The following is a 19,228-nucleotide window of genomic DNA, read 5'->3' as shown; positions in this document are numbered from 1 at the left end:
ATAACTTCCAAGATCGTTGGACCGGGAACTTGATAACCTTTTACCCCACCTTTCTGCTGTAGCTATTGATGGCCCAAAAGGTGTCGGTAAAACCGCCACCGCCCAACGTCGCGCAGATACTGTTCTATCTCTCGACCGAACAAGTAATGTGGCCCTCTTAGAAAGCGACTTTGATTTTGATAGTTTTCGGGGTAAGAAGCTTCTACTTGATGAGTGGCAGTACTACCCGAAGGTCTGGGACATGGTGCGCAGGGCAGTTGACCAGGGGGCCCCTGCTGGGTCATTCCTGCTCACTGGCTCAGCTACCCCCTACGATATGGCTGGAAGCCACAGCGGGGCCGGTCGGGTAGTTTCCCTGCGTATGCGCCCCATGGGGTTGCATGAGCGCGGCCAAACAACCCCAACCGTATTCCTTTCTGACCTGCTGGCAGGCGAAGTCGATATATCAACCTATCGGTCAGAGTATAAGCTGGCAGACTATATGGAAGCGATTGTCGCGAGCGGATTTCCCGGGCTGGCTGGGCTCAACCCCCGTGCCTTGCGTGCACAGCTGGAAGGGTACCTCGTGCGTGTGATCGACCGTGATATCCCAGAACTTGGTGCCGAGGTTCGCCACCCCTTGGCTCTTAGAAAATGGCTGGCGGCATACGCGGCTGCTGAATCAAGCACAACTGCATACTCAAAATTGCTTGACGCAACGACCGGTGGTGATGGAACACAGCCATCTGAAAAAACCACCCGCACCTATCGTGAGCATTTGGCTAAATTGTGGTTACTCGACCCGGTGCCCGGTTGGGTACCGGCCTTAAACGCTTTCACGCGCTTACAACAATCCCCCAAACATCATCTAGCAGACCCCGCGTTAGCGGCTTATCTTCTAGGGTTGGATGCCTCTGCTTTGCTCTCTGACCGGGGGAGCCACATGGCAGGCCCCCTTTTTGAATCTTTAGTAACTCTCACGGTACGTGTTATGGCGCAGTCGCTGGAGGCCACAGTTTCTCACCTCAGAATGAATTCAGGTGCCAGAGAAATCGACCTCCTTGTAGAAGGGCATGACGGGCAACTAGTTGCCATAGAGGTGAAATTGAAAGCGGTTCCTACTGACCGGGACGTACGTCATCTTCTTTGGTTGAAGGAACAGCTGCCTCACCGCGTTGCAAGCCTGGTTGTTATTACCGCTGGCGACGTGGCCTACCGTCGCCCCGATGGCGTGTATGTTATTCCGCTGGCTCTTCTAGGGTAAATACATCTGCCTCAGTCAGTAGGTTCCAGCCGCTTAATACATTTCTGCTATATACAGTTGGTTTGCCGTGACCGCCTGTTCACTGGGGCCCTACGTTATGTCCTCCACCTGCCCTGTGGGTAAAAACATGCTGACCGATTGCTGAGCGGGTAGGGTGTAACTACCCAAACACCACATGTTCAGGAGTACCTTCATGCGTTTTTCCGCCCCATCTCTAGCCTCTTCTGCCCGGCCTGCCTCCCGTCTAGGGGCCACGCTGGCTCTCTCGGTCCTTGCCCTAACCGGTTGCGGTGTGGGGGCCTCCGGTTCCCCGTCTGCTGACCGATCAACGGCAAGACCCGAGCCTAGCTCTAGTAGCTCAGCACCTTCCGGTGAAGCCGGTTTCTCCACAACAACAGGCTCCCCCTCAGCATCGGCTGGTGCCACTGCGTCCTCATCAGCCTCCGCTACAGCAGCAAGTTCAGAAGCTCTGTCCACCCAGAACAGGGTTCCAGCTATCGGGCTCAAATATGATGGGAGCTTTGACGACTACGTGCCTGCCACAGAAGAAGCCCCCGCCCAGAAGGTCCCCAGGCCCATTGAACCTGAGGGTATGAATGAGCACACCCAAGAGGGTTTCGTCAAATTCTTTGAATACTACCTGGCTGAGCGTAACTACGCGATCACCAGCGGCGACACTGCCCGCTGGCGGGAGCTGGTAACACCAGCGGGCAAGCCTAACCCCTCTCAGCAGGCTGAGCTCGACTTCCTGGACAAGGTCGATGCCGCCTACAAAAACGGCGGGTGGGTTGTGCGGGGCCACCGCAAGGCAGTGACCGACTTCTACCTTGTGGGCAAGGGCAATGAGTTTGGTGAGTATGTACTCAATACCTACCTGGTAGAAAACGGGACCGTGCTCCTGAATCCTGAGGCTAACCCTCCCCGGACCGAATGGGTTCCGGTGACGGAAGATCCCTACTTCTTTGGGCTGGCGGCTGACTATGAGGACGGGGCCTGGGCGCTGACCCTGCAGGCTATGGACTACTCAGATACCATGGCGGTGCCAGCAGATAAGTAAGACTGCCGGTTTCGTGAGGTCTTGAGCCCGTCTACCCCTTAGGCCCGTCTGCCCCTTAGGGTAGGCGGGCAACTGCGTCTTGGAGGGCTTCTTTGACCGCCTGGATTGCTGGCTGGTTGGAGCTTTCGGCGCGGGTTGCCATGAAGATTTTCCGGGAGGGCACATGGGGCAGGGGTAGGGCTTTAACACCGTAAGCTTCCTCTAGTTCTTTGCCCTGGGCAGGCAGGGCAAAGCTGGGCATGATGGCTGCCGCCCCGGTTGCGGCCAGTTGCAGGTGGGCGTTGAGGTCATCAATCACGTAACGGATGTGCGGCTCAAAACCTGCCGCCCGGCACTGGTTAATACCCCAGATGCGGGAGGTGTTGTGCTCGCCTTCAAAAACCCAGGGGAGGGCGCTAGCATCGGCCAGCTTTTCCACGGGGCTGTCCTGAGCAACAACCAACTGCAAAGTGTCAAGGGCCAACAGGTCATAGGTGAGGTCCGGGTATTCGGGAATGTAGTGGTGGGGGTAGGACTCAGCAATGACCACATCGAATTCCCGGCTGCGGGTTAGCGACAGGCCGGTTTCCGGGTCAATCTGTACCACGTGCAGTTGTACCTGAGGCGCCTGGCGTGCCAGGTGCTCAAGCACACCGGTGAGCAGGGCGTGCGCGGCTGACTGAAAGATGGCCAGCTTGACCTGGCCGGTGGGCACACCATCCAGCAGCGTGATGCGGGTGCGGGCAGCATCCATCTCTCTGAGTATGTTCCGGGTACTATCGGCCAAAATCAGTGCTTCTGTGGTGAGTTCAACCCCCCTGCCGACCTTGCGGAGCAGGGGAGCGCCCACCTCTTTTTCCAGTGTGGTGATTTGCTGGGAGATGGCGGAGGAGGTCAGGTGCAGTGCTTTGGCTGCGGCGGCAAGGGTACCGCGTTCGTGGATTTCTAGCAGCATGGCAAGGCGGCGCAGGTCGTACATGGGGGAACCTCACTAGGGGTAGAGCACTCAGACCAATAAACATTAGTGCTACTAAATATACAGGGTAAAAAATATTCACTTTTACTAATAGTGTAACCAGAACCTAAAGATGGTGAAATGGATAACAAGAAGCAGGTTTTTCGCCCCGCCAAGAGCGGGCCAACAAGGAGGTCACCCCATGGCACAACCCTTCACCGACACCCACCACCAGAAACTAGCAGAACAGGCCGTCCAGCTGGTTGCCGACTGGGTTCAGGCAGCCCAGCAGATTCCCTCTGACCCTTCCGCAGAAAAACTGGCCGGAGTTCTCAAAGACCCTAACGGCCTAGACTTCACCGTGGGCTTTGTGGACGGCGTCATCCGCCCCGAAGACCAGCAAGTCGCCGGTAAAAACCTGAGCCGAATCGCCCCGATCGTGCCCTCCTTCTTGCCCTGGTACATGAAGAGCGCTGTAGGGGTGGGCGGCAAGCTGGCCGCCAAGGCTTCCTGGCCCACCGTACCCCTTGCCCGCACCGTCCTGCGCCAGATGGTGGGCCACCTGATTGTCGATGCCCGCGACCAGAAGCTGGGCCCCGCCATCAAACACCTGACCTCAACAGGCAACAAGCTCAACATCAACCTGCTGGGTGAAGCCGTCCTAGGTGACCGCGAGGCAGAACGCCGCCTGAGTGAAACCAAGCGACTGCTGGCCCGCGACGACGTTGACTACGTTTCCATTAAGGTATCCTCCGTATCTGGCCCCCACTCGCACTGGGCCTTCGAAGAGGTCGTTGCCGATGCCGTTGAACGCCTAACCCCCCTCTACGAGCAGGCGGCGGCATCACCGACCCCCAAGTTCATCAATCTGGACATGGAAGAGTACAAGGACCTGGACATGACCATCGCGGTCTTCACCAAGATCCTTGACCAACCCCAGCTTAAGAACTTGGAGGCCGGCATCGTGCTCCAGGCCTACCTGCCCGACACCCTGGCCGCCATGCAGCACCTTCAGGTGTGGGCCGCTCAGCGCGTTGCCGCAGGTGGCGCTCGCATCAAGGTTCGCCTGGTCAAGGGCGCAAACCTGTCCATGGAAAGGGTAGAAGCCGCCGTTCATGGCTGGCCCCTGACTACCTGCGACTCCAAGCAGGACTCTGACACTAACTACAAGCGCATCCTCAACTATGCACTGACCCCCGAACGCACCCGCAACATCCGCCTGGGCGTTGCCGGCCACAACCTCTTTGACGTCGCTTTTGCACTGCTTCTCGCCGAAGACCGAGGGGTCGAAAAAGATATCGAATTTGAGATGCTCATCGGCATGGCCTCCCAGCAGGCGGAGGTTATCCGCCAGCGTGTGGGCCACCTGCTGCTTTACACCCCCGTGGTCCGCCCCGAAGAGTTCGACGTCGCTATCTCCTACCTGGTGCGCCGCCTTGAAGAGAACGCATCGAGCGAGAACTTCATGAGCGCAGTCTTTGACCTGGATTCTTCCCCCCAGCTCTTTGAACGCGAAAAGAATCGATTCTTACGCTCCCTGGAGGCTGTGACCGATGAAGTTCAGCCGCCCCAGCGCACCCAGAACAGGCTGGAGGAGACTGCTGAAACTGTTTTCAAGCCTGCCCCCGGGACCTTTGAGAACACTCCCGATACCGACCCAGCCCTGGCGGGTAACCGTGAATGGGGCCGCGCTATCTTGGAGCGCTCCAAGACCACCCAGATTGGTCTGGATGCTCTGGAGGCTAACGAGCTGGGTTCATCAGAAGAGGCTGAGGCCCTGGTCGCCCAGACCGTGGAAGCTGGCCGCGCCTGGGGCGCCCGCCCCGCCTCCGAACGCGCCGAAATCCTGCGTAAGGTAGCCGTCAACCTGGCGGTCCGCCGTGGCGAGTTCATGGAGATTATGGCTGCTGAGGCCGGCAAGACCCTGGACCAGGGAGATGTTGAAGTCTCTGAGGCTATCGACTTTGCCTACTACTACGCTCTGCTGGCTGAGCGCCTTGATTCTGTGGACGGTGCCAAGCACCACCCGGTTAAGCTGACCCTGGTCGTTCCGCCCTGGAACTTCCCCACAGCGATCCCCGTCGGTGGTGTGCTTTCTGCCCTGGCCGCTGGCTCCGCCGTGATTTTCAAGCCCGCAAGCAACACCGCCCGGGTGGGCGCACTGATTGCTGAGGTGCTGTGGCAGGCTGGAGTGCCCGAGGAGGTCCTGCGCCTGGTCAAGGTTACCGACCGCCAGGCCGGTTCCACCATGATTGCCCACCCCAGCGTTGACCGCCTGATTCTGACCGGCGGTTACAAGACCGCCGAGATGTTCCGGTCCTGGCGTAAGGACCTGCCGCTATTCGGTGAGACCTCCGGTAAGAACTCCATTATTGTGACCCCCAATGCTGACCTTGATCTGGCGGTTAAAGACGTGGTCTACTCGGCCTTCGGTCATGCCGGGCAGAAGTGTTCAGCGGCTTCAACGGTTATTCTTGTTGGCTCGGTAGGGGAGTCTAAACGCTTCTACAACCAGCTGGTCGATGCGGTAAAGTCCCTGCACGTTGCCCACCCCCAGGACATTGAAGCCGAGATGGGCCCGGTCATTGAGGTTCCCGAGGGCAAGCTCAAGCGCGGCCTGACCGAGCTGGGCGAGGGCGAGACCTGGGTACTCAAACCCCAGCAGCTCGATGAGACCGGCAGGCTCTGGTCACCCGGCGTCCGCGCAGGTGTCAAACCCGGCTCCGAGTACCACCTGACCGAGTACTTTGGCCCCATTCTGGGTGTCATGAAGGCCGCAACTTTAGAAGAAGCCATTGAGCTTCAGAACGCAACCGACTACGGCCTGACCGCTGGCCTGCATTCACTGGATTCCGGTGAACTTGAACTCTGGCTCAGCAGGGTTCAGGCGGGTAACCTCTACGTCAACCGAGGCATCACCGGCGCGATTGTTCAGCGTCAGCCCTTCGGCGGCTGGAAGAAGTCCACCGTAGGTTCGGGCACCAAGGCTGGCGGCCCCAACTACCTGGTGGCCCTCAGCGACTGGGAAAGCGCACCCGCAACTGCGACCACCGCCCCCTCCGACCAGAAGGTGCTCTCTGTGCTGACCGCTGTTCGCGGCCTGGATGGCTTCCCACCAGAAGAGCTGGATATGCTGGCTCGCGCCGCAAGCTCTGATGCTGATGCCTGGGCAACTGAATTCGGGCAGGGGCACGACCCCAGTAAGCTGGGTGTAGAACGCAATATCCTGCGTTACCTGCCAACTACGGTTCAGGTTCGTCTAGACCAAGATGGGGAGCTTGTCGCTGCCTTGCGCGTTCTGCTGGCGGGGCTGGTTGCCGGGGCACGGGTTGAGTTCTCCACCGCCCAGGAGCTACCCACTGCTCTGACCGCAGCTCTGGGCGTCGCAGGTATCAGCCTTGTCTCTCAGGACGATGCTCAGTACCGCTCGGCTCTTGCCAAAATTGCTCACACCCCCTCCAAGAAGCTTGAGGGAACCGCCTTTGAGGGTGCCCGTATCCGCTACATTGGCCAGGATGTCACGAGTGTCTACCAGGCCTTGAATGGCCGACCCGACATTGCGGTTTACTTCCAGCCTGTGACAGAAGCCGGTCGAATCGAGATTCTGCCCTTTATCCGGGAGCAGGCCGTTTCGATTACTGCCCACCGTTTCGGTAACCCCTACAAATTCTCTGAGGGCATTATCTAATCCACGGTAAAGACCAGCCCGCCCTTCACCATGAGGGGCGGGCCTTTTATGGTAAGAAGACAGTAAAAGAGGTGGCGCCAAACACGCATCACTGTTTTCTGTGTCATATAATCGTGCCTAGGCTGATTCCTTTTCCCTCACTGGAATCATGCGCAGTTAGTTCGAGCTTCACGCACCTCGATCGGCATCTTTGATCACTAGAAAAGGACACCTCCGATGAGCAATGTTCCCGCAGAACTCAAATACACCAAAGAACACGAGTGGGTTGGTCAACTCACCGCAGACGGAACAGTTCGTATTGGGGTGACAGACCACGCCCAGGGTGAACTGGGCGACGTTGTGTACGTTGACTTGCCCGAAGTGGGGGACACCCTCGAAGCTGAGGCAACATTCGGTGAGATTGAATCCACCAAGAGCGTCTCTGACCTCTTCGTTCCGCTTTCTGGCCAAGTTGTAGCTGTCAACGATGCCTTGGAAAGCTCGCCCGAAATTGTGAACTCTGATCCTTACGGTGAGGGCTGGCTGATTGAACTCCGCCCGGCGAACAAAGCTGATATTGATTCCCTGCTTTCTGCTGAGGGCTACCTAGCTGAGATTGAAGCCCAGTAGCTTTCCCACTTTTCGTAGAGCTTGTGCACCGCCTTTTCCCTACCGGGGAGGGCGGTGCCCTTCTGCTGAGCGAAAATCACGAAAAATACCGGATGGAACACGGCCTGAAATAGCCATAAATCGTTCCTAATGGCTAAGATTAAACAAGCGGTTCACTGTTTACCATTTCGTGACCTTGTGCCGGTTCATACCACAACACAACATATCCCTTGACGTAGTCATCTTCCCCGGGTTCCAGACCCCAAGATTCTTCTGTCGCACCATCCCACAAAGGACTAGATTGTATGGCCCCCGCCGAAGCCCACCCACAGACAAGCACCATTAGCCTCACCGCCCTGGGGATTTCTCAGGCTCACACTCCTACTGCTGAGGAAACCGCCCTGCTGGCAACTCTTCCTGTTGGCTCAGCTGTTCTTATTGGTATTGATGGTCAGTTCAAGGGTGCTCGTTTCCTGCTGACTCCCGATGCGACAGATGACGGCGGGGTTCTACCCACTATTGCCGGCCGTAGCCCTGAGTCTGACATCTACTTAGACGACGTCACCGTTTCGCGTCGCCACGCACTCTTTATTCCGAACGCAGGCAGCTTCATCCTGACCGACGCTGATTCCTTGAACGGTACCTATGTTAATGGTGATCGCGTCGATGAGGCTTACCTCAAGAACGGCGATGAAATCCACATCGGCAAGTTTCACTTCGCTTTCTACCAGGGTCAAGGCAAGTAATGAAACCCCAGGCACAATCTGCTGACGCTAGCGGTGCCGGGGCCAAGAATAAGACGATCGGCCAGGTACTCGGCGCCCTCGAAGGTGAGTTTGAGGGTATTAGCGCCTCTAAAATTCGCTTCCTTGAAGACAAGGGGCTGGTGAGCCCGCAGCGCACTAATACCGGTTACCGTAAGTACTCTGAGCAGGATATTGAGCGCCTACGCTATGTCCTCCAGCTTCAGCGAGACCAGTACCTACCGCTCAAAGTTATCAGGCAGCGTCTAGCTGAGTTAGATGCTGGGCTTGCGCCCGAGGCCGTCCAGTCTCAGGAAGAGAAAACCGTTCCTGCTGTTGCTCCGGGTCAGCGCCCAGCTCTTCCTGCTGAACCTGGGCAGGTCTATACTCTGCGAGAGCTGGGCCAGGCGGCAGGCGTTGATATGCCCCTGCTCCGTGAACTCCTCAACTACGGGCTGCTAGAAGAGGGGAAAGAAGCCTACGACCAGTATGATCTGGCTGTCACCGAGGTCTGTAACCAGCTCACTGTCCACGGCCTACACCCGCGCCACCTGAGGGCTTTCCGGGCGGCGGCTGACCGGGAAGTAGACCTGGTGGAGACCGCTGTCGGCCCGCTGGCCTTGCGTAAGGACGAAAAATCTCAGGCCAGGGCGGCTGAGCTTGCTGGTGAAATTGCCCAGTTGATGCTCCGCCTACACATGGCCCTTGTCGCAGGCGCAATGCCAAGCTTTGATTAGGCTCTTTGAGGGCTGGGTCTCTGGCTAGCTTTCTGGTGGCGGTATTTTAATGACTTAGACCACCTTAAAACGCCGGGTGTCTGGCTGACCTAAATAACAGTCAATCGGTTTGGGGCAGGTAGGATAAGAGAGTCCATGATCCACATGAGGGAAGGAATCGCTATCACCGTGAATAACGATAACGGTTACAAGAGCGCAACTGATGCGCTACAAGGCGTACCTGCCCCTCTGGATCAGCCCTTGCTGGGTATTGACGACGTCATGCCTCGCAGTGCCCCGGTAGGCGAGCAGGGCGTTCTGTTTGACGATCCGCTTTCCCTGGTCGATGAAAATCTGGGCTACCGTGGGCCTACGGCCTGTAAAGCTGCTGGCATTACCTACCGCCAGCTTGATTACTGGGCCCGAACTCACCTGGTCGAACCCACCGTGCGTTCTGCTCAGGGGTCAGGTTCCCAGCGTCTATATTCTTTTCGCGATGTCCTGGTTCTTAAAATCGTTAAGAGCCTTTTGGACACCGGGGTTTCCCTGCAACAGATCCGCACTTCGGTGGAGCACCTGCGTGCCCGGGGTGTCGAAGATTTAGCCGGTATCACTCTCATGTCTGACGGTGCATCGGTCTATGAATGCACCTCAGCTGCCGAGGTAATCGATTTGGTACAGGCTGGCCAGGGGGTCTTCGGCATTGCCATTGGCCGGGTCTGGCGTGAACTCGAAGTTTCGCTCAGTGAGCTACCCGGCGAGAACACCGCACAAGAAGTCGCTCAGGGCCCCGAAATTCACGATGAGCTCTCTGCCCGCCGGGCGCGTAAAGCTGGCGCCTAATCAGCTATTAGTTTTGTTCTGTGTAAACACAGCACATAAGGGAAGGAAACCCTTCAAGGGTTTCCTTCCCCTTTTGTATTCCTAGGCGCCTTACTTGGCTTTCTCAAGCTCTACCAGCCCGGCTAAGAGGGCTGTAAAAGCATCTGCCAGAGGCTGGGCTTCTGCTTCAGGCCAGTAGTGGACGGGGTAGGCGGAGCCTTGAATTCGCTGAAGCAGGGGAGTCTCAGGAATCGGGATTTCTGCTACCAGATCACCAAAGAGGACCCGCATTTCTTCGGTGCGGTATTCGTGCTCAGGGTCATTGTCCCTGACCTTATTCATAATGATGGATGCTGCTCCGACAGCGTACTCAGTGTTTGACTCAAAGCGGGCGATAGCTCGCATAGTGCGTTCAGAGCCGGCAACAGAGAAGAGGGAAGGCTCGGCAACAGAGAGAACCCGCCCGGAAGCCGCCCAGGCCATCTCGGTCAGGCGACCAAGGGTTGGTGGGCAGTCGATGAGGATGAGGTCAAAATCGTCGCTCACGGGTTCTAGCAATCGTGCTAGATGAGGCAACAGAATGTCTGTAGGCTCAGACCGTTCCAGGGCTGTCAGCCGGGCTGACGCGCGCCCAACCCACACCCCGGCTTCTAAGCCAGTTCGGGAAGCCTGCCCCAAACTGCCCAGAGCGGTCCATGAGGAGGGACGAATCTCGTCCTTGAGCCAATAATTGTCGGGCGCTGAGAGCATGGCACCCATATCGGCACCATCGGTAGGTGAGCCCAGACCCGTTGAAGCATCCCCGTGCGGATCCAAGTCAATGACCAGAACACGTAATCCGCAGGCCTGGGCGGCAGAAGCAAGCCCTAGAGTAACAGAGGTTTTACCCACGCCGCCTTTAAGGCTACTGATGCTTACAATGCTGGTCATACTGGGAAGCCTCTCGATTACTGGGAACACACTGCCTTTACTATGCTACCTAAAAAGCTGGGGACGATGAGTTTGCCTATACCCACGCCTGGGAAGGGGCTAGCAGGAGAAAATACCAAGTGTAGTGCTAGTGACCATAAAATCCATAGATTACGGTCCTCATCACACAACATGGCCCCAAAAGGGAGTCTGGGCCGTCAAAAAAAGCTATATTTGAGGTGTTCACACACTCTTGTGGCTTAGCTCCGCCTGCCTGTCTAGGTTTCGACGGAGCGGAACGGAAAGAAATGTTTTCAAAAATCTTGGTCGCCAACCGTGGCGAAATCGCGATTCGCGCCTACCGAGCGGCCTATGAGCTTGGTGCAAAGACAGTCGGTGTCTTCCCCTACGAAGACCGCCACTCCATTCACCGTCAGCAGGCTGATGAAGCTTACCCCATCGGTGAAGAGGGACACCCCGTTCGGGCTTACCTGGACATTGATGAGATCATCCGCGTCGCCAAAGAAGCCGGCGCCGATGCCATCTACCCTGGTTACGGTTTCCTCTCCGAAAATCCTGATTTGGCGCGGGCTGCAGCTGACGCTGGTATCACCTTCATTGGCCCGCCCCCGGAGGTACTGGAGTTAGCGGGAAATAAGGTAGAGGCACTGCGTGCCGCCCGCCGCGCAGGTATCCCGGTGCTCAAATCAACCGAACCCAGCTCAGACATCGACTACCTCCTGAGCCAGGCGGAAGAAATCGGCTTCCCCATTTTCGTGAAAGCTGTTGCCGGTGGCGGTGGCCGTGGCATGCGCCGGGTCGAAAACCGCCAAGCTCTTAAAGGCTCCATCGAAGCGGCGATGCGTGAAGCTGAAACCGCGTTTGGTGACCCCACTGTCTTCCTGGAACAGGCTGTCTTGCGCCCCCGCCACATCGAGGTGCAGATTCTTGCCGATGCAGAGGGCAACATCGTTCACCTCTTTGAGCGTGACTGCTCGCTCCAGCGCCGTCACCAGAAGGTCGTTGAAATCGCTCCTGCCCCCAATCTGGACGATAAGATCCGTCAGGCCCTCTTCCGCGATGCTGTGAAGTTCGCCCGGGAGCTAGGCTACGTCAACGCCGGTACCGTGGAGTTCCTGGTCGATACCGCAGGTGAGCGCGCTGGCCAGCATGTCTTTATCGAGATGAACCCCCGTATTCAGGTGGAGCACACCGTCACCGAAGAGGTGACCGATGTTGACCTGGTTCAGTCACAGATGCGTATTGCTGCCGGTGAAACCCTGGATGATTTGGGAATCCACCAGGAGGACCTGAAAGTACGTGGCTACGCCCTTCAGTCCCGCATCACTACCGAAGACCCCGCCAACGGTTTCCGCCCGGACGTTGGCAAGGTAACCTACTACCGTTCGGCCGGTGGCTCCGGCATCCGACTGGACGGTGGCACCGTCTACACCGGGGCGCAGATTTCACCGCACTTTGACTCCATGCTGGTCAAACTGACCTGCCGGGGTCGTACCTTTGAATCAGCTGTTCAGCGCGCCTCCCGTGCGCTGGCGGAGTTCCGTATTCGTGGTGTTGCCACCAATATCCCCTTTATCCAGGCGGTGCTGGAGGACCCCACCTTCCGCGCGGGCGATGTCTCCACCCCCTTCATCGATGAGCACCCCGAGCTCTTGATCAAGAAGCCCTCCGCTGACCGTGGAACCAAGGCTCTTCAGTACCTGGCGAACGTAACCGTCAATAAGCCTCACGGCCCCCGCATTGAGGGTATTGACCCGCGCACTAAGCTCCCACGTTTCCCCGGGGATAAGGTTTCAGAGCCTTTCCGCTCACCCTTTGACGCTTCGTCCCATCAGCCTCCAACTGGTTGGCGGCAACGCCTGCTAGAACTGGGGCCGGAGGGCTTTGCCAAGGCAGTGCGTGAGACCAAGGAAGTGCTGATCACAGATACAACCTTCCGAGATGCTCACCAGTCACTGCTTGCAACCCGTGCGCGTACCCGTGACCTCTTGGCAGCAGCACCAGCTGTAGCTCACGTCACCCCGGAGCTTTTCTCGGTTGAAGCTTGGGGCGGTGCTACCTACGACGTTGCTCTGCGGTTCCTGACTGAGGACCCCTGGGAACGCCTTGCCCACCTGCGTGCGGCCATGCCTAACCTGCCTATCCAGATGCTACTGCGGGGTAGGAACACTGTGGGCTACACACCCTACCCCACCGAAGTAACCGATGCTTTCGTGCAGGAGGCAGCAGCCACCGGTGTTGATATCTTCCGCATTTTTGATTCGCTGAACGATGTCTCCCAAATGACACCGGCTATCAAGGCCGTTCGTGCAACGGGCACAGCGGTAGCTGAGGTGGCAATCTGCTACACCGGCGATATGCTCGACCCCAACGAGAAGACCTACTCACTGGACTACTACCTCAACCTTGCCGATCAGGTGGTTGAGGCCGGTGCTCACATCCTAGCCATTAAGGACATGGCAGGGCTGCTGCGCCCCGAGGCGGCCCGCCGACTGGTGACCGCTCTGCGGGAGCGCTTTGATCTGCCAGTGCACCTGCACACCCACGACACTGCCGGTGGCCAGGTGGGTACTCTGCTTGCGGCGGTTGAAGCCGGTGTTGACGTTGTGGACGTGGCCTCAGCCTCCATGGCTGGCACCACCTCACAGCCCTCTTTCTCAGCTCTTGTGGGTGCTCTCCAGCATACCGAGCGTCAGCCCTCTATCACCCTTGAGGCCGCCTGCGCTCTGGAACCCTACTGGGAAGCTGTTCGTACCATCTACAAGCCCTTTGAGATGGGCCTGTCTGCCCCGACCGGGCGTGTCTACACCCACGAGATTCCCGGCGGTCAGCTCTCCAACCTCCGCGCCCAGGCTAAGGCTCTTGGGCTGGGGGAGCGGTTCGAGGACATCGAAGATATGTACGCGGCAGCTGATCGCATGCTGGGCCATATCGTCAAGGTCACCCCGTCCTCCAAGGTTGTGGGCGACCTGGCTCTCCAGTTAGTCGGTATGGGTGTCTCACCTGAGGACTTTGAGAAAGATCCTCAGAACTTTGATATCCCCGACTCCGTTATCGGCTTCCTCAACGGTGAACTGGGTACCCCGCCTGCTGGTTGGCCTGAGCCCTTCCGCACCCGGGCACTTGAGGGCCGCAAGCTGGCGAAGCCTAGTCTTAAGGAACTTTCTGCGGAGGATCTTGCGGCTTTGGCTGGGGACTCGGCAACCCGCCGCGCTACCCTCAACCGCCTGCTCTTTGCCGGCCCCACCCAGGATTATGAGAAGGCCCGGGAGGAGTTCGGCGATGTTTCAATCCTGCACACCCGTGACTTCCTCTACGGCATGGTCTTCAAGCGCGAACACGTCATCTCCCTGGGTAAGGGTGTGCGTTTGATTGCTACCCTGCAGGCTATCTCAGAGCCAGATGATAAGGGTATCCGTGAGGTCATCTGCACCTTGAATGGTCAGCAGCGTAGTGTCTATGTTCGCGATAACTCGGTTGAGTCCAACGTCAAGGAAGCTGAGAAGGCTGATGCCTCCAATCCCGGTCATATAGCGGCTCCTTTCGCCGGTGGTGTGACTATTACGGTCAAGCCCGGCGATGTCATTGCGGCGGGTGACCAGGTAGCCACCATTGAGGCTATGAAGATGGAGGCTTCAATTACTTCCACCGTCTCAGGTACCGTCGAACGTATCGTCTATAAGGACATCTCGCAGGTAGCTGGTGGTGACCTGCTGATTGTGGTCAATGTTCAGTAGAGAACCTGAGTAAGAAGGCGGCGGTTCCCGGGCAACGGGGGCCGCTGCTTTCTTTTGCCCCCACCGATGGCCTAAGGCAGGGGTAAGTTTGCGGGTATTTCTTTCTTTAATCTAGTCAGGTCAGCTTTCCAGTGCTAGTTTTTTAGGCATGATAAAGACTCGTGGACTGTTGATTTCCTGGCTCCTGAGCGCTGCTCTCTTTTACATGTGTTCGATTGGATACACCGTCTTTCAAGCTAGGTTCAGTGATATGAATCCCCTGGGGGCAGGAGGCCTTACTTTCACGCCTATCGTGGACCGTTGGGTAGTAGTGGTTGCTATGGTTACACTCTGGGTAAGCGCAATTTTGGGTGTTATCTACTTGAGTTTGAGCATCAATAATTGGAAACATAGAACTGCCATTCCCGGGCAAAGGGAAAGTACTGCAGGAGTTCTGACCGCAGTTCTTTGGGTTCTCGGGACGCCCATCTTCCTCGTTTTCTTTCTGCTCGGTCTATTAATGGCGTTTATTACATATAGTATGCAGGATTACAAATATATACAGAGCGAAAGCGCCCAGACATATATTTTGGTTAGTAAAGACAACATCGATTACAGCACCTACTATCAGTACAAAAGAGTTGCTCTTGGCCTGATGATTCGAGACCGGGAAATCAACTACTCACATTGGCAGGCTGGAGAATATGTTCCCCCGGAAGCGCCTTTATTTGATTGGTGAATGGGCCCAGATAAGCTAGGTAGCATGAATATTACTCACATTATGGTTATTGGTTTTGGTGCTCTTCTCTTGCTGGTGGGGGCGCTTGCTCCTCAAGCTGGGTGGAACCTGCCGGTAATGATTCTGGGCGGTCTGCACGTGGTAGTAGGTAACGTCCTTGTTTTCCGTCAGATGAAACAGAACCTTCAGCAGACCAAGCAAACTCCCCAAGACAAGGCAACCAACGAATAAGCACACTAGGCTGATCGGGAGGATTTCAGTCTGGGGCAGTGGGCGGGAATAGCCTGTCAGCGTTCGATGTTGAACCTTACACGGGCACACCGAATCAGTGCCCACAAAAGCTACAGCGAAAGGTACCGTGTTGAGCGCAGTACGCGAATACGACATCATTATCATCGGATCAGGTTCCGGTAACTCTCTACCGAACGCAGCAATGGAAGGCAAGAAAATTGCCATTATTGACGGCGGACGGTTCGGCGGAACCTGCCTGAACGTGGGGTGTATCCCCACCAAGATGTACGTTTACCCTGCCTCGGTTGTTACCCGGAGCAAGGAGGCCGCTCGGCTGGGGGTTGAGCTAGAACACCGCAGTACTGCCTGGCGCGATATCCGTGACCGCATTTTTGGGCGTATCGATGCTATCAGCCAGGGCGGTTTGCAGTGGCGTAAGTCCCTGGACAATGTGGATGTCTACCAAGAGTTCGTTCAGTTCATTGACACCCACACTCTACGTACCGATTCAGGTATTGAGCTGACCGCCCCTCAGATTGTTGTAGCGACCGGTTCCCGCGTTTCACTGCCTCAGGTTCCCGGTATCGACCTGCCCCAGGTGCACACATCCGACACCATCATGCGCTTGGAGGACCTACCCCAACACATCGTGGTGGTGGGCGGTGGCTTTATCGCCGCTGAGTTCGCACATGTCTTTAACGGGCTTGGGGCTCGTGTAACCCAGGCTGTTCGTTCCGACCGTCTGCTCAGGAGCCATGACCGCAGTATCGCAGAGACTTTCACCACTGCCGCTCAGCATCAGTGGGACCTTCGCCTTAACCACGCCCTGCGCTCTATAGAACCAAGTCAGGGTGGAAAAGTGACGGTTCACTTTGAGGCCCATGGGCAGGATGTCACGGTTGAAGCCGATACCGTACTGGTAGCCACAGGGCGCACCCCGAACTCGGATACAATCTCGGCCGCCACTTTCTTTGACGTTGATGAGCGAGGCCTGCTGCAGGTCGATGAGTACCAGCGTGTTCTCTCAGGTGGCCTTCCGGTCAAGGGCCTATGGGCGCTGGGTGATGTGTCGTCACCTTTCCAGCTCAAGCACGTTGCCAACGCTGAGATGCGCACTGTGCAGTGGAATCTGCTCAACCCTGAGCACCTCAAAGCCACAGACCACCGCTTTGTCCCTTCCGCTGTTTTCACCTACCCTCCGATTGCTTCGGTGGGCCTGACCGAGGAAGAAGCCCAGCAAGAGGCTGACCGCGAGGGCTTTGAGATAACCGTCAAAGAGCAAAAGTTCGGCGACGTTGCCTACGGTTGGGCCATGGAGGACTCTGAGGGGCTCTGCAAACTGATTGCCCGCAAGGATACCGGTCAATTACTAGGAGCACACCTGATTGGTGAAGAATCACCAACCCTGATTCAACCCCTCATCCAGGCTATGAGCTTTGGCCTTTCTGCTCGGGATATGGCTCGTGGCCAGTACTGGATCCACCCGGCCCTGACTGAAGTTGTAGAGAACGCGCTTCTGGGCCTGGAGCTGGACTCCTAGCAAGTCACTCTGAGATAGAGGTACCGTGCACCGGAGGCTAGAGTTTTCTAGTTGCTCTCTCTGCCTTCGGCTCAGAACTAACGAGAGTCAAGCCCCGAACCCTCATAAGGGTTCGGGGCTTGACTCTATTGGATTAACCTACCCTCAGAAGCTAGGGCTTGGTCGAATCCGAACTAGCACCGCCCTCAGCAGATCCTTCACGGCCTTGATCTGCTGTATTCTTTGAAGCTGAGAGGGGAGATGCCTGCTGAATTTTTTCGGCCAGCTCCTGGAACCGCCCAGCCTGGTGACCGGTAAAGTCCTGGAACTTTTGGCCCTGCACTGACTTGAACTCTTCCCACTTCTCAGTCTGCTCTGCCCTAATCTCCTGAACACGTTCGGCAGTCTGCGCCGCCGTTTCGGTCACTGAAGTCTTGGTACGGTTGTAGATATCTTCAATATAGGAGTTGAAATCGGCAAGAACCTGCTTGCGCCTTACCTTCATGGAGGGGGTCAGATGTCCCTCAGCTTCGGTGAAGTCCTTGTCAACGATACGGAACTCGCGGATCGACTCAGCCTTGGACACCAGGGCATTCGCGTCGTCCACAAATTTCTGGATGGCTGCTCGGACGCTCGGGTGGTTGGCGGCCTCCTTGGGAGTAAGGGTGGGCGGAAGGCCGATACGTTCCAGCTCATCGGGAAGGACGTCGGGATCAAGGGTGATAAGTGCTGCGATAAAGGGCTTCTCATCGCCTACCAGCATGGCCTGAGAAACCATAGGGGCCTGACGTAGGCGGTCCTCGGCGGGTACCGGCATGACGTTTTTACCGCCAGCGGTCACAATGATTTCCTTTTTACGGCCGGTGATATAGATTTTACCGTCCTCATCAATATGGGCCAGGTCACCGGTTCGGAACCAACCGTCCTCGGTAAAGGCTGCTACGTTCTCTTCGGGGTTATCCAAGTAACCAGAAATCAGACCGACACCGCGGTATTCAAGTTCACCATCTTCTGCGATTCGGGCTGAACCGCCCGGAATTAGAGTACCGACGTTGCCGATATCGAATCCGCGAATACGACCCACCGCCAGCGGTGCAGTAGTCTCCGTCAGACCGTAGCCTTCAACAACCTGGATACCTACAGCATGGTAGAAGTGGCCGTAGTGCGGGGCAAGGCGGCCTCCACCAGAAACAGCGAAACGAACCTTTCCCCCCATTGCTTCACGGAGCTTTGAGTACACCAGCTTGTCGTAAAACTTGTGCTGGAGTGCTAGCTTGTGGGTCATCTTCCCCGCAATTTGAGCCTCTGACCACCTAATGGCAACCTCAACGGAACGGTGGAAGAGCTTAGCGTTGATCTTGCCGCCCTTCTCTGATTTCTTGATTGCGCCCTCATAGACTTTTTCAAAGACTCGGGGGACAACCAGGAGCATAGTTGGCCGGAATGAACTTAGATCTGTGGAGAGATTTTTGATATCGGGGGCATGCCCGACGGTCAGCCCGGCCTCAAAAGCAAGGATTTCGATGATACGACCCAGCACATGCGCTAGTGGCAAAAAGAGGAGCGTTGAGTTTGTTTCGTTGGCGATCTCAGGAATGGTGAGCTTGGAATTAACGCAGAGCCGTACAAAGTTACCGTGGGTAATGGGGCAGGCCTTGGGGCGGCCAGTAGTTCCCGAGGTGTAGACGATGGTAGCAAGCGAATCGAGGTTTGCTAGGGCACGCCGCTCTAAGACGGCTTCATCGGTTACCCCGGAACCTGCCTGAACCAGTGTGGAAATAGCTGCGTCCTCAATGACCCACACATCCTTGAGGCGCTCAAGAGAGAGCTCCTCGTCGGTGAGGTCACGGGCCTTCTCAATAACACCGGCCAGCTTAGTGTTTTCAACGAATACGGCCTTAGCCTTCGAGTGGGAAAGCGCCCATGCTGCCTGGGCGGGGGAAGATGTCTCGTAGACAGGTACAGAGATGCCGCCTGAATACCAAATCGCAAAGTCAATCAGGGTCCACTCGTAGCGGGTGCGACTCATAATGCCAATGACGTCTCCGGCTTCGATGCCCGATGAAATGAGCCCCTTGGCGAGGTCAATGACCTGACGGCGGAACTCTTTGGCGGTTACGTTCACCCAGTTGCCTGGCGACTTTTGTACTCGGTAGACAACAGGGTCCCTGCTGTCCTGCGCGCGACGTTCCACCATTTCAGTCACGTTGATAGATGGGTCAACGCTGACAAGTTGCGGGGAGTGTATTTCTTTCACCTTGCTACCTTTGCAATCTCACCCCACCGTTGGGGATGGAACGGG

The 19,228-nt window shown here is 56.8% G+C and carries 14 protein-coding genes; 11 read left to right on the top strand and 3 right to left on the bottom strand.

The window, feature by feature from the left end; translation table 11 throughout:
- Positions 1–16 precede the first annotated feature (16 nt).
- Positions 17–1,243, top strand: a complete 1,227-nt coding sequence (locus ACN085_RS03900) for an ATP-binding protein (RefSeq protein WP_419110664.1) — start codon at positions 17–19, stop codon at positions 1,241–1,243.
- A 193-nt stretch (positions 1,244–1,436) separates the two neighbouring features.
- A complete protein-coding gene (locus ACN085_RS03895) occupies positions 1,437–2,300 on the top strand; it encodes a DUF6318 family protein (RefSeq protein WP_419110663.1) in 864 nt (287 codons plus the stop codon).
- Between the two features lie 55 nt (positions 2,301–2,355).
- Here ACN085_RS03895 and ACN085_RS03890 read toward each other — a convergent pair whose 3' ends face one another.
- Complete coding sequence (locus ACN085_RS03890) at positions 2,356–3,258, bottom strand: LysR family transcriptional regulator (protein WP_419110662.1); 903 nt, start codon at positions 3,256–3,258, stop codon at positions 2,356–2,358.
- Positions 3,259–3,436: 178 nt separating this feature from the next.
- Between ACN085_RS03890 and ACN085_RS03885 the strand changes: the two genes are divergently transcribed.
- The 5 genes from ACN085_RS03885 (at position 3,437) to ACN085_RS03865 (ending at position 9,812) form a co-directional block, all read left to right on the top strand.
- Positions 3,437–6,922: a bifunctional proline dehydrogenase/L-glutamate gamma-semialdehyde dehydrogenase gene (locus ACN085_RS03885; protein WP_419110661.1), complete on the top strand. Its 3,486-nt coding sequence runs from the start codon at positions 3,437–3,439 to the stop codon at positions 6,920–6,922.
- Positions 6,923–7,138: 216 nt separating this feature from the next.
- Positions 7,139–7,531 (top strand): glycine cleavage system protein GcvH, encoded by a 393-nt coding sequence (gene gcvH, locus ACN085_RS03880; RefSeq protein ID WP_419110660.1) that lies wholly within the window; start codon positions 7,139–7,141, stop codon positions 7,529–7,531.
- Between the two features lie 284 nt (positions 7,532–7,815).
- Entirely contained in the window at positions 7,816–8,256 is a 441-nt protein-coding gene (locus ACN085_RS03875; protein WP_419100035.1) for an FHA domain-containing protein, read from the top strand.
- Positions 8,256–8,990, top strand: coding sequence for a MerR family transcriptional regulator (locus ACN085_RS03870; RefSeq protein ID WP_419100036.1), 735 nt, complete (start codon positions 8,256–8,258; stop codon positions 8,988–8,990). The genes ACN085_RS03875 and ACN085_RS03870 overlap by 1 nt, the downstream gene beginning before the upstream one ends.
- Positions 8,991–9,251: 261 nt before the next feature.
- Entirely contained in the window at positions 9,252–9,812 is a 561-nt protein-coding gene (locus tag ACN085_RS03865; protein ID WP_419100119.1) for a MerR family transcriptional regulator, read from the top strand.
- 90 nt (positions 9,813–9,902) lie between these two features.
- On the opposite strand, the gene ACN085_RS03860 is transcribed toward ACN085_RS03865, so the two are convergent.
- Positions 9,903–10,721 (bottom strand): ParA family protein, encoded by an 819-nt coding sequence (locus ACN085_RS03860; protein WP_419100037.1) that lies wholly within the window; start codon positions 10,719–10,721, stop codon positions 9,903–9,905.
- Positions 10,722–11,008: 287 nt separating this feature from the next.
- Here ACN085_RS03860 and ACN085_RS03855 point away from each other — a divergent pair, with 287 nt between their 5' ends.
- The 4 genes from ACN085_RS03855 to ACN085_RS03840 all read left to right on the top strand — a co-directional run bounded on the left by ACN085_RS03855 (position 11,009) and on the right by ACN085_RS03840 (position 16,947).
- On the top strand, positions 11,009–14,458 hold the full coding sequence (locus ACN085_RS03855; RefSeq protein ID WP_419110659.1) for a pyruvate carboxylase: 3,450 nt from the start codon (positions 11,009–11,011) through the stop codon (positions 14,456–14,458).
- 319 nt (positions 14,459–14,777) lie between these two features.
- Complete coding sequence (locus tag ACN085_RS03850) at positions 14,778–15,176, top strand: hypothetical protein (protein ID WP_419110658.1); 399 nt, start codon at positions 14,778–14,780, stop codon at positions 15,174–15,176.
- 24 nt (positions 15,177–15,200) lie between these two features.
- Positions 15,201–15,407 (top strand): hypothetical protein, encoded by a 207-nt coding sequence (locus ACN085_RS03845; RefSeq protein ID WP_419100040.1) that lies wholly within the window; start codon positions 15,201–15,203, stop codon positions 15,405–15,407.
- A gap of 130 nt (positions 15,408–15,537) precedes the next feature.
- Positions 15,538–16,947, top strand: a complete 1,410-nt coding sequence (locus ACN085_RS03840) for a mycothione reductase (RefSeq protein WP_419100120.1) — start codon at positions 15,538–15,540, stop codon at positions 16,945–16,947.
- Positions 16,948–17,098: 151 nt separating this feature from the next.
- Here ACN085_RS03840 and ACN085_RS03835 read toward each other — a convergent pair whose 3' ends face one another.
- Positions 17,099–19,183: an AMP-dependent synthetase/ligase gene (locus ACN085_RS03835; RefSeq protein ID WP_419110657.1), complete on the bottom strand. Its 2,085-nt coding sequence runs from the start codon at positions 19,181–19,183 to the stop codon at positions 17,099–17,101.
- Positions 19,184–19,228 lie beyond the last annotated feature (45 nt).

The organism is Rothia sp. P4278 (assembly GCF_048512945.1).
Lineage (GTDB): Bacteria > Actinomycetota > Actinomycetes > Actinomycetales > Micrococcaceae > Rothia.
The sequence above is the reverse complement of the archived record's forward strand: the minus strand, read 5'-3'. Positions and strand labels throughout refer to the sequence as shown.